Annotated in this window: 9 protein-coding genes; 7 read left to right on the forward strand and 2 right to left on the reverse strand. The window is 68.0% G+C overall.

The features are described from left to right. The first annotated feature begins 53 nt into the window (after window positions 1-53). The 3 genes from IPN47_22735 (at window position 54) to IPN47_22745 (ending at window position 4,109) form a co-directional block, all read left to right on the forward strand. A complete protein-coding gene (locus IPN47_22735; protein ID MBK9410813.1) occupies window positions 54-2,585 on the forward strand; it encodes a serine/threonine protein kinase in 2,532 nt (843 codons plus the stop codon). 107 nt (window positions 2,586-2,692) lie between these two features. Beyond that, entirely contained in the window at window positions 2,693-3,166 is a 474-nt protein-coding gene (locus IPN47_22740; GenBank protein ID MBK9410814.1) for a hypothetical protein, read from the forward strand. Window positions 3,167-3,311: 145 nt separating this feature from the next. Continuing rightward, the gene (locus tag IPN47_22745) at window positions 3,312-4,109 is read left to right on the forward strand and encodes a hypothetical protein (protein ID MBK9410815.1); all 798 of its coding nucleotides are present in this window, start codon (window positions 3,312-3,314) and stop codon (window positions 4,107-4,109) included. Here IPN47_22745 and IPN47_22750 read toward each other — a convergent pair. Together IPN47_22750 and IPN47_22755 are read right to left on the reverse strand one after the other, a co-directional pair. Next, complete coding sequence (locus IPN47_22750; GenBank protein MBK9410816.1) at window positions 4,088-5,188, reverse strand: membrane dipeptidase; 1,101 nt, start codon at window positions 5,186-5,188, stop codon at window positions 4,088-4,090. The genes IPN47_22745 and IPN47_22750 overlap by 22 nt on opposite strands. Window positions 5,189-5,271: 83 nt before the next feature. After that, entirely contained in the window at window positions 5,272-5,547 is a 276-nt protein-coding gene (locus IPN47_22755) for a hypothetical protein (protein ID MBK9410817.1), read from the reverse strand. A gap of 175 nt (window positions 5,548-5,722) precedes the next feature. On the opposite strand from IPN47_22755, the gene IPN47_22760 reads away from it, so the two are divergent. The 4 genes from IPN47_22760 to IPN47_22775 all read left to right on the forward strand — a co-directional run bounded on the left by IPN47_22760 (window position 5,723) and on the right by IPN47_22775 (window position 10,399). After that, a complete protein-coding gene (locus IPN47_22760) occupies window positions 5,723-7,045 on the forward strand; it encodes an aspartate aminotransferase family protein (GenBank protein MBK9410818.1) in 1,323 nt (440 codons plus the stop codon). A gap of 93 nt (window positions 7,046-7,138) precedes the next feature. Next, window positions 7,139-8,386, forward strand: coding sequence for a P1 family peptidase (locus tag IPN47_22765; protein ID MBK9410819.1), 1,248 nt, complete (start codon window positions 7,139-7,141; stop codon window positions 8,384-8,386). Between the two features lie 95 nt (window positions 8,387-8,481). Continuing rightward, a complete protein-coding gene (locus IPN47_22770; GenBank protein ID MBK9410820.1) occupies window positions 8,482-9,621 on the forward strand; it encodes an FAD-dependent oxidoreductase in 1,140 nt (379 codons plus the stop codon). 439 nt (window positions 9,622-10,060) lie between these two features. Next, complete coding sequence (locus IPN47_22775) at window positions 10,061-10,399, forward strand: hypothetical protein (protein MBK9410821.1); 339 nt, start codon at window positions 10,061-10,063, stop codon at window positions 10,397-10,399. Window positions 10,400-10,624 lie beyond the last annotated feature (225 nt).

Below are 10,624 nucleotides of genomic sequence, written 5' to 3' on the forward strand. Positions count from 1 at the left end.
CCGAGGAGCGGACTCGCTGGGTTGATGACCTCCAGCGCGAGAGCGTGAGTGTTGTGCAGGCACTGAGCGAGATTCTGCTGTCGGGCGACACGTGGAAGGGCGGCGGTTCGGAGCCGCTCGCGTCGCTACCGCCGCTGCCCCCGCGGCTTGAGGGCGAGCCTTCCTTGGCCGGTGTGCGGATTGGTGCCTGGACCCTCGATCGCCCCATCGGCCAAGGTGGCATGGGGAGCGTGTGGCTCGCGACGCGGGCCGACGGCAGCTTCGAGGGATTGGCCGCGGTCAAGTTGCTCAATCTGTCGTTGATGGGACGCGCGGGGCTCGAGCGCTTTCGTCGCGAGGGGACGGCGCTCGCCCGGCTCTCACACGTGAATGTCGCGCGCCTCCTCGATGCGGGCGTGAGCGAGCTGCGCCAGCCGTTCCTCGTCCTCGAGTACATAGACGGCGAACCGATCGATGCCTATGCCGCACGCGCGACCGGCAGCGCTGCGCAGCGCGTGCAACTCATGTTGCAGGTCCTCGCCGCGATTGGTCATGCGCATGCCAACCTGATCGTGCATCGCGACCTCAAACCGTCGAACGTACTGGTCACGAAAGACGGCACGGTGAAGCTGCTCGACTTCGGCATCGCGCGCCTCATCGCCTCCGACGAGCGCTCCGCGGAGGTAACGGAGCAGGGGCATCAGGCACTGACTCCCGCCTTTGCGTCACCCGAGCAGTTCCGTGGCGAGCCGATTGGTCCGGCGTCCGACATCTACAGCGCGGGTGTGATGCTGTACCTGCTGCTGACCGACCGTCATCCGACCTCGGACGGCGCGCGCACCAGCGTTGAGTTCGCGCAAGGCGCGCTGCAGCGGGAGCCCGCGCCAACCGGTCTGGGGGATCTCGACGCGATTCTGCGAAAGGCGCTGCGGAAGGTCTCCGGCGAACGTTATGAGACGGCTGCCGCGATGGCCGATGACCTCCGTCGATGGCTCAACCACGAACCGGTCTCGGCCCGTCCCGATAGCCTGAGCTATCGCGCCACGAGGTTCGTGCAGAGATACCGGACTGGCGTCGCCATCGCTGGTGTCGTTGGTGCCGCGCTGGTCACCGCCACCGTTGTCTCATATCGCCAACTATTGGAAGCCGAGCGACAGCGAAGCGTAGCCGAGCGAAACTTCCGCAATCAGGAGGGCTTTCTCGCTGCCGCGCAGGTACTGGCCACCGACGCGCTGGGCCCGGACGGCAAGCCGCTCGATGCGCGGGGACGGCTGCTGCACGCCGTGGACGTCGTGGAGACGCAGTTCAGCACCAATCCGCGCACCGTCGCCGTGGTCATGACCGACCTGGCGACACAGCTGTTCGAGAGTGGCGATGCCGCCGGTGCGCTCGCGCTGGACGCGAGGTCACGCGACATCGCGCACGGGGCGGGACTGTTCGACGTCGAGTCCTCCATCTCCTGCACACGCGCCCAGATCTTTCTCAAGACGCGGATGGTCGACTCCGCCCGTGCGGCGGTCGAGCACGGGCGATCGGCGCTGGCGCGGATTGGGCCCAAGGCCGAGGACTACCTGTGCCTGCAAGCCGAGGGCGACCTCGCGATGCTGGACAACGACAAGGATCGCGCGATCGCGCGCCTGGAACAGGCGCTTGTCGTCTTCGACGAGGGTGAGAGACTCGAGGGTGCGTCAAGGCGATCGCTCAACCGGCTTGCCATTCTGAACGGTCTCGCGCCCGTTCTCCAACGGGCTGGACGGCCGAGGGATGCACTCGTGCTGCAGCGCACGATTGTCGCGGGGGTCGATTCGATGGGGTATCCAGGGACCGCCATCCTGCCGAACGTCGCCGCGCCGATGTCGCTCATGTTCCTCGAGCTGGGCGAGATGCGCGAGGCCGTGGCCACCCTTGGTGCCATCGTGCGTCGCGTGGAAGGTCAGGGCGGTGCTGAGACGGTGCCGCCGTATCTGGCCCTGCTCTACGGAACGATCCTGCTGCGCGCGGGGGAGGTAGATTCTGCGAGTCACTGGCTCGCGCGAGCAGCGAAGGGCCCTCTCGAAGGGAACGCACAAGTCACGGCCGACGTCAACGCCGCCTGGGCCGCGCTGGAGGGCGGCCGCATGCGGGAGGCCAGCGTGCGCGCCGCGCGTGCCGGCACCCTGTATCCCTGGCACTGGCTCACTCGCGAGTGGGTGCGCCTGCGCATCGCGCGACACGACGGTGATTCCGTGCCATCGATGAGGCGTCTGGCCTTCGCCATCGACTCGCTGTGGCCCGATGCCTCGATTCCCCGCATGCATTTCATCTTTCCCTTGCTCACACTCGGCGAGTGGCGTCTGGCGGCTGGTGACGTGCGGGGCGCCGACTCCGTCGCCTCTCGCGTGCGGACGATGGCGATGGTAGACTCGCTGGCGGGAGCGCGGAGCGCCATTGTCGGGCACGCGGACTATCTGCATGCTCGCGTTCAACAGGCGCTCGGTGACCGAAGCGGCGCGTCACGCACGGCGCAGCGCGCGCTCACGGCGCTGGCAAGTGGCTACGGTCTCGATCACCCGGTGACTGCCTCGGCACGCGCGTTTCTGAACTCCGGACCGGCAGTGCGTCGGTAGCGCCCCCTCGTCGCACCGACGGCGCGCGCCACGAGCGGACGGCAGGCACGAGTTCAGGTGGCCCGGCAGCTCATCCTGAGCACCAGCATCCAACAACCAGACCCGGCATGCGCCCCTTCCAGTCTCGCCCCATCCACCCGCGCGGCGTGACGCTCTACGGCGAATGGCGCCTCAAGCGCTACACGATCGTGCGTCACACCGCCCCGGACTCCGAGTCGCATGGCGAATGGCCCGACTTCGAACCGGGGCGACGGCTTGCACACGCCGCGCTGCCATCGCCGGTGCACGCCGCCGGCCGTGTGGGGGTCGGATTTGTCATCGAGCACCGTGGCAACGGCGCCGACTACATCGTGTTGGGGTGGTGGGATCGCGAGAATGAGCTACCGGTCCGGGTCTTCGTGCGCGACCACTCGCCGGGAGCTGCCTGGCGCGCGGCACGCGGAAGCGAATCGTTCTGCGTGTGGGACCTTCAGGTGGTTGCGTTCGAGCGCGACGCTTACGTCGGCACCGTGCTCTCGGAGCGCGCGAGCGAGGGGGCGGTCGAGGACTACCTCGCGCGGCGGTTGACCGTCGCTCCGTAGCCGCCCCGTTGGGTAAAGGCCGGAGCCCCGTTCGGGGAGGAAGGCCGGCCTGCCCACACGCGATCCACGGTTGCGTTAGATTCTCCGTCACCGGAGTCGGCTTTCCCGACTCCCGTGTGACCCCAGCAGCCGCCTTGCCAATCCCGTGACGTTCTACGAACGCCTGCAGGACTCGTTCGCCCAGCTCGCCGAGATCGTTCCCGCTCTCGCCGGGGCGCTCGTCATCCTCTTTGCCGGCTACCTGCTGGCCAAGCTCGTCGAGAAGGGCGCGGAGCGCATCCTCCGCAAGATGCGCCTCAACCAGTGGCTCGAGCGTGGTGGGGTGCTCGAGGCGGTCGAGCGCACCGGGTCGCACTTCAACCCGACGCGCGTCATCGGCAAGGTCCTGTTCTGGTTCGTGATGTTCGCGGTGATCATGGTCGCCGCCAACGCGTTAGGCATGGAGTCGCTGGCGTCGGTCTTCGCCGAGCTGGTGGGCTACATCCCGTCGTTGATGTCGGCGATCGTGATCCTCATCGTCGGCATCGTGCTCGGACGCTTCACCGGTGGCCTCATCATGGCCTCCGCCGGGGCGGTGCAGGGCGGGCCGACGCTGGCCCGCATCGGGCGGTGGATGGTCGTCGTCCTCGCCGTCTTCATGGCGCTGCAAGAGCTGGGCATCGCCTCGGACATCGTCACCACGGCTTTCGCGATCCTCTTCGGCGCGGTCGCCCTCGCCCTCGCGCTCGCCTTCGGCCTCGGCAATCGCGAACTCGCCGGCGAGGTCACCCGCGAGTGGTACAAGCGCTACCGCGCCGAGCGCGATGCCATCGAGCGCGAGGTGGAGAAGCGCGAGGAACAGGAAGACGCCGAGATGGCGGCCGAAGACCGCACCGAGGAGATGCCGGCCGCCGGCATCCCCTCCTCGTCAGGCACCCCGGGTCAGCCGACGACCTCGCGGTAGATCCGGGAGACGTTCCCGCCCATCACGCGTTCCACATCGCGCGTCGGGAGCCCACGCGCGACCAAGCCGTCCCACACGACCTCCATCCGGCTCGGGCCGTTGAGCTCGTCGATGAAGTAGGGGAGTTCATTGTCCCGCACCTGGGCCCCCTCTTCCTTCTTCAACTCGGCGATGTACTCGGGGGAGAGCGTGATCACGCGATGGTCGCGGTCGCTCCCGATCCCCACATGCTCCACACCGGCCACCTTGATGGCGTGCATGATGTGGTCGAAGTAGGCCGGGAGTGCCTCCTTCCCACGCTTCGCGGTCAGGAAGGGGCGCATCTGGCAGACGCCGACTACCCCGCCACGCGCCGCCATCGCCTTGAGCACGTCGTCCGGCGTGTTGCGCCGGTTCTCGTGCACCGCCATGCACGCCGTGTGCGAGATGATCACCGGCTGCTTCGACTCGGCGATCGTCTCGCGCATCGTCTGCGCGTTGGCGTGCGAGAGGTCGATGAGCATGCGCTGCTGGTTCATGCGCGCGATGAGCTCGCGCCCGAATGGCGTGATGCCGCCCTGCTCCCAGCAGCCGACGCCGACGTGGTTCTTCGTATTGTAGGTGAGCTGGCACGAACGCAGTCCTAACCGATGGAAGAAGTCGACGCGGTCGAGCGAGGTGCCAAACTGCACCGTGTTCTGGTAGAGATAGAAGACCGCGAGCTTGCCGGCGCGCCGCGCGCGATCGAGGTCGGCAACGCTCGTCGCCTTCACGAACAGGTCGGGGCGCGAGGCGAGGTACTTGTCGTGCTCGATGAGCGAGTCGACGGCGAGGGCGAGTGCCTCGTCACCCTCGGGCTTGGGATCGCACAGGGTGATGGTGATCGCATCCATCCCGCTCCGCAGCATCGCGCGCAGGATGTCGTCGGTGTACTCCGGACGAAGCTCGCCCATGGCGTCGAACACCAGCGTGTTGCGCCGCTGCTGGCGCGTTGCGGCTGGCGATGCGGCTGGCGATGGGGCCGGCGATGCGGACTGGGCGCCGAGGCGCGTGGCGGCGGCCGAGGCGGCAGCGGCGAGGACGAATGTGCGACGGTCCATGGGGCCAGAGGACGAGAAGACGAGAAGACGAGAAGACGAGTGAGAGCTTGGCGGCCGGTTCGCCTCGTCGTCTGGTGACAGTCCTAACCTTCCGTGTGGCAGGCGCCGCCGCAACTGTCGCCGCAGGGCGGCTCACCGCGCAGGGCACGCACCCCTTCGATGGTGACCAGGGGGACCATCGCCAGGGCGGCGACGGAGTCGGCCCACCACCATCCGACGAGTGCGTTGAGCAGCAGCCCGCCCAGCAGGATCGCCGAGAGGATGGTGCACAGCTCCGCGTCGGGGAGGGGCCTCGGGAACCCTGTCGCGGGGAGGGGCCTCCGGGTGGCGCGGTGGGGACGAGGAGGCGCATCACCCAAGCGGCGCTCGCGACGGCGACGGCACGTAGCGCCCAGATGCCGACGCATTCGACGCCCACTTCCCGCTGGACGCCCCGCCTCGCACGCGACACTTTCCCCCGAGCCCGGAGACTGTCGTCCCCAGCGTTCGCTGGGGCATGCGTCCCGTCTTCTCGTCCTCCCGTCCTCCCCAAACATGTCCGCCACCACCGCGCTCTCACTGGATGAGCTCTGGATGCCCTTCACCGCCAACAAGGCGTTCAAGAAGGCTCCGCGTCTCCTCGCCTCGGCCAAGGGGATGTACTACCAGGATGTCGACGGGAACACGATCCTCGACGGGACGGCCGGACTCTGGTGCGTGAACGCCGGCCACGCCCGCGAGAAGATCGTCGACGCGATCGCGCAGGGGGCGAAGACGCTCGACTTCGCGCCGGGCTTCAACATGGGGCACCCGCTCTCGTTCCAGCTCGCGACGCGACTCTCCGAGATCACTCCGGGCGACCTCGATCACGTCTTCTTCACCAACTCCGGCTCCGAAGCCGTCGACTCGGCGCTCAAGATCGCCATCGCCTACCACCAGTCGCGCGGCGAGGCCAAGCGCACGCGACTGGTCGGTCGCCTGCGCGGCTATCACGGCGTCGGCTTCGGCGGGATCTCGGTCGGGGGGATCGCCCCCAACCGGCAGGCGTACCTGAACCATCTCCTGCCTAACGTCGACCACCTCCCGCACACGCACGGCATCACCGAGAATCTCTTCAGCAAGGGGCAGCCCGGCTTCGGCTCCAACCTGGCCGACGCGCTCGAGGACCTCGCGGTGCAGCATGGGGGGGACACGATTGCTGCGGTGATCGTCGAGCCGGTCGCCGGGTCGACGGGGGTGCTGGTGCCGCCGGTGGGCTACCTCGAGCGGTTGCGCGCCATTTGTGACAAGCACGGCATCCTCCTCATCTTCGACGAGGTGATCACTGGCTTCGGGCGGTTAGGGGCGCCCTTCGCCGCCGACTACTTCGGCGTCGTCCCCGACCTCATGACCGTCGCCAAGGGGATCACCAACGGCAACGTCCCCATGGGCGCCGTCTTCGTGCGCCACGGGATCTACGACACCGTGGTGAACGCCTCGCCGGCCGGGATCGAGTTCTTCCATGGCTACACCTACTCGGGACACCCGCTGGCCTGCGCCGCCGGCCTGGCGACGCTCGACGTGTACGCCGAGGAAGGGCTCTTCCAGCGGGCCGCGGCGATGGCCCCCTACTGGCAGGAGGCGATCCACTCGCTTCGGGGGAAGCCGCACGTCATCGACATTCGCAACATCGGCCTGGTGGCGGGGATCGAGCTGGAGTCCCGCGCCGGAGCGGTCGGTGCCCGCGCGATGGACTGCCACATCGACTGCTTCAAGAATGGACTGCTCATCCGCACGACGGCCGACATCATCGCTCTCTCGCCGCCGCTCATCATCGAGAAGTCCCACGTCGATGAGCTGATCGACAAGCTCGGGAAGGCGCTCGACCGGCTGGCGTAGGCACCGGCGGCGAAGGCCGATCTGGCGGGACCGATCGCCGGGGACGATGTTCCCCGGCGATCTCCCTTTTCACCCCCTGCCATCACCGCACCAATGTCGTCACCTGCAACCAAGGGTCGGTGCGCGCGCGCGCTGCGCCGTGCGACGCTCACGGGGCTCGTCGTCCCGGTCACGCTCCTCGCGCAGGCGAAGCCGCGCGAGCGCGACCTCGGGCTCCCGATCGGCGGGACCCCCGGCACACTCGACGCCATCACCGACGTGAAGGGGGTGGAGGTCGGGCACACGACGCTGATCACCGGCAGCGGCAAGTTGGTCGTGGGGAAGGGGCCAGTGCGCACGGGGGTCACGGTGGTGCACCCCCGGGGCAAGGACAATCACGACCCGGTCTTTGCCTCCTGGTTCACGCTCAACGGCAACGGCGAGATGACCGGGACGACCTGGGTGCAGGAAAGCGGCTACCTCGAGGGGCCGGTCGCCATCACCAACACGCACTCGGTGGGCGTGGTGCGCGACGCGATCATCAAGTGGGAGGTGACGCGCAAGAACATGTTGCAGCCGTGGTGGCTCCCGGTGGTCGCCGAGACGTATGACGGTGGGCTGAACGACATCAACGGCTTCCATGTGAAGGAGGAGCACGTCCTGGCGGCCCTCGACAACGCCAGCGGTGGGTTGCCGAAGGAAGGGGTTGTGGGCGGCGGGACGGGGATGAGCTGTCACGGCTTCAAGGGCGGGATCGGGACGGCGTCGCGCGTCCTGCCCGAGGGCCAGGGCGGGTACACGGTGGGCGTGCTGGTGCAGTGCAACTACGGCGTGCGGCGCGACCTGCGCATCGCGGGGGTCCCGGTGGGTGAGGAGATCCCCGACCTCGCCTCGTGTTATGCCGTCGGGCCGGAGGTCGCGCTGGACGAGTTGATGGCACGTCGCCGCTGCGGCCAGCCCACGCCGCGCAACGACGACGCGCCGGAGCAGGGGTCCATCATCGTCGTCGTCGCCACCGACGCGCCGCTCCTCCCGCACCAACTCAAGCGCATCGCGACGCGCGTCTCGTTGGGAATCGGACGGCAAGGCGGATTCGGCGGCAACGGCTCGGGGGACATCTTCATCGCCTTCTCGACCGCGAACCCGAAGACCTGGTCGTCGGAGACCACGACGACGCTCGCCATGCTGACCAACGACCGCATCTCGCCGCTCTTCCAGGCCACGGCGCAGGCGACGGAGGCGGCCATCACGAACGCGCTCCTCGCGGCGGAAACGACGACCGGGGCCAACGACCTGCGGGTCTTCGCCATGCCCGTCGATCGCATGATGGCGGCGATGCGGAAGTACGGCCGCATCAAGTAGCGGAAGGGGAGACGGGAGCCGGGGCAGGTGCGGTGGCACGCCGCGCCTGACCGCATGGCCCCCGCCTGGCTTCACATTGACCATGGGGCGCGACGATGCCTGACGAGCACCACACACGTTCGCCGGAAGACCGCGACCTCGGGCTCGATCGGCCGATCGACCGGCGGGACTTCCTCAACGGAATGGCGATCGGGATCGGCGCGTTAGGCGCGCTCTCGCCGGCGGAGCTGCTGCGAAGCGGGGGACTCGACCAACGCGCCGCCGTCGCGACTGGTGACTATCCGCCCGCGATGACGGGGCTGCGTGGCTCGCACGACGGCGCGTTCGAGAACGCCCATCGCGTGCGTGACGGGATGGCGCCAAGGGAGTGGAGCACGCCGGCCGACCTCAAGGAGTCGTACGACCTCATCGTCGTCGGCGCTGGGATCTCGGGGCTGAGCGCGGCGTGGTTCTACCGCCAACGCTTCGGCGCCTCGGCGCGCATCCTCATCCTCGACAACCACGACGACTTCGGCGGCCACGCCAGGCGCAACGAGTTCACCGTCGACGGCAAGTCGCTCATCTCGTACGGGGGCACCCAGTCGATCGACACGCCGAGCAAGTACTCGCCCGAGGCCAAGCGCCTGCTGCGAGAACTCGGCATCGACACGCAGCCGTTCTACAAGGCATACGACCAGGAGTTCTTCGCAGTCGCCAGATGGAGGACGGGTCTTCTTCAACCGCGAGACCTTCGGCAGCGACGGGCTCGTGCTGCACGACGAGGAAGAGCCGATCACCGCGTACCTGGCGCGCACGCCGCTCGCCGATTCGGTGAAGAAGGAGATCGCCCGGCTATACGTCACCCCCACCGACTACCTCCCCGGACGCAGCATCCCGGAGAAGAAGGCACTGCTCGCCCGCACCAGCTACGCCGACTACCTGTCGAAGTACTGCCACCTCTCCAAGGGGGCGCTCACATACTTCCAGTCGTTCACGCACGACCTCTTCGGCGTCGGCATCGACGCCGTGCCCGCCGGCGATTGCGTGCCGCTCGAACTGCCCGGCTTCGCCGGCTTAGGCCTCGACGACTCTCCCGCTCCCGGCATGGGACGCTCGGCGATCCTGCACTCCAACGACGAGCCGTACATCTTCCACTTCCCCGACGGCAACGCGACCATCGCCCGCCTCCTCGTGCGCGGGCTCGTCCCCGGGAGCATCCCCGGGCGCACGATGTACGACGTCGTGAGCCGGCGTGAACTACGGCGCTCGATCGCCCGCGCAACGCGTGCGCCTCGACTCAGCGCCACCGCGGTGCACGTGCAGAACTCGGGCCAGCGGCGTCCAGGTGCGACCTATGCGCGCAACGGACGCGCGGAGCGCGTGAAGGGCGCGCGCTGCGTGATGGCTTGCTGGAACTGCATCATCCCGCACATCGTTCCCGGAAGTCGAGACGCGGCAGGCGGCCGCCCTGCGGTATGGGTCCAAGGTGCCTTCGTTTACGCCAAACGTCGCGCTGCAACTGGAAGGCGCTGAACAGCTCCAGGACCACGTCGATCTTCTGCCCCGGGTCTTACTTCTACGACATGTCGATGGACTTCTCGGTGAGCATGGGCGGCACCAGTATGCGAAGTCGGCTCCGAGCGACCTGGTCGCGGTGACCATGCACCGCACCCCTGCGTCCCGGAATCCCCGTGCGTGACCAGCAACGGGCCGGTCGCGGCGAACTTGTTCGCCACGCCCTACGCGACCTATGAACGCAACGTCCGCGATCAGCTCGCCCGCATGTTAGGCAAGGGCGGCTTCGACCCCGCCCGCGACATCGCGGCGATCACCGTGAACCGCTGGTCGCACGGCTACGCTTACGAGTACAACTCGCTCTGGGACCCGGACGTGGCCCGCCATGCGAGTCGCCGCGAAATCGGGTCTTCAGCCGGGCCGGGCAATGTCCTGATCGCGGAACCCGACGCGGCGGCGTACGCGTATACCGACGCCGCGATCGACATGGCGTGGCGTGCGGTGCGAGAACTCAGATAGGGAAGACGAGAAGACGAGAAGACGAGAAGGGCGTACCCGGAGCTGAGTGCGGCGGTCGAGGGTCGCTATCTCGTCTTCCCGTCTCTCGTTCTTCCCAGTCCTCTACGTCCGAGGGTTTTGGCGACTGATAGGATCTTGAACTCCCGCCCCGATCCCCCTTTTGGACAGCGCGAGGTCACCGTCTTCTGCTTCGTGTAGAAGCGCACCCCGTCCATCCCGTGCTGG

The sequence above is a fragment of the Gemmatimonadota bacterium genome, from assembly GCA_016719105.1.
Classification (GTDB): domain Bacteria; phylum Gemmatimonadota; class Gemmatimonadetes; order Gemmatimonadales; family Gemmatimonadaceae; genus SCN-70-22.

Coding starts and splice junctions, on each gene's coding strand:
- IPN47_22740 (MBK9410814.1), top strand. CDS start 2,693: ATGCGCCCCTTCCAGTCTCGCCCCATCCACCCGCGCGGCGTGACGCTC.
- IPN47_22750 (MBK9410816.1), bottom strand. CDS start 5,188: ATGGACCGTCGCACATTCGTCCTCGCCGCTGCCGCCTCGGCCGCCGCC.
- IPN47_22760 (MBK9410818.1), top strand. CDS start 5,723: ATGTCCGCCACCACCGCGCTCTCACTGGATGAGCTCTGGATGCCCTTC.
- IPN47_22765 (MBK9410819.1), top strand. CDS start 7,139: ATGTCGTCACCTGCAACCAAGGGTCGGTGCGCGCGCGCGCTGCGCCGT.
- IPN47_22770 (MBK9410820.1), top strand. CDS start 8,482: ATGCCTGACGAGCACCACACACGTTCGCCGGAAGACCGCGACCTCGGG.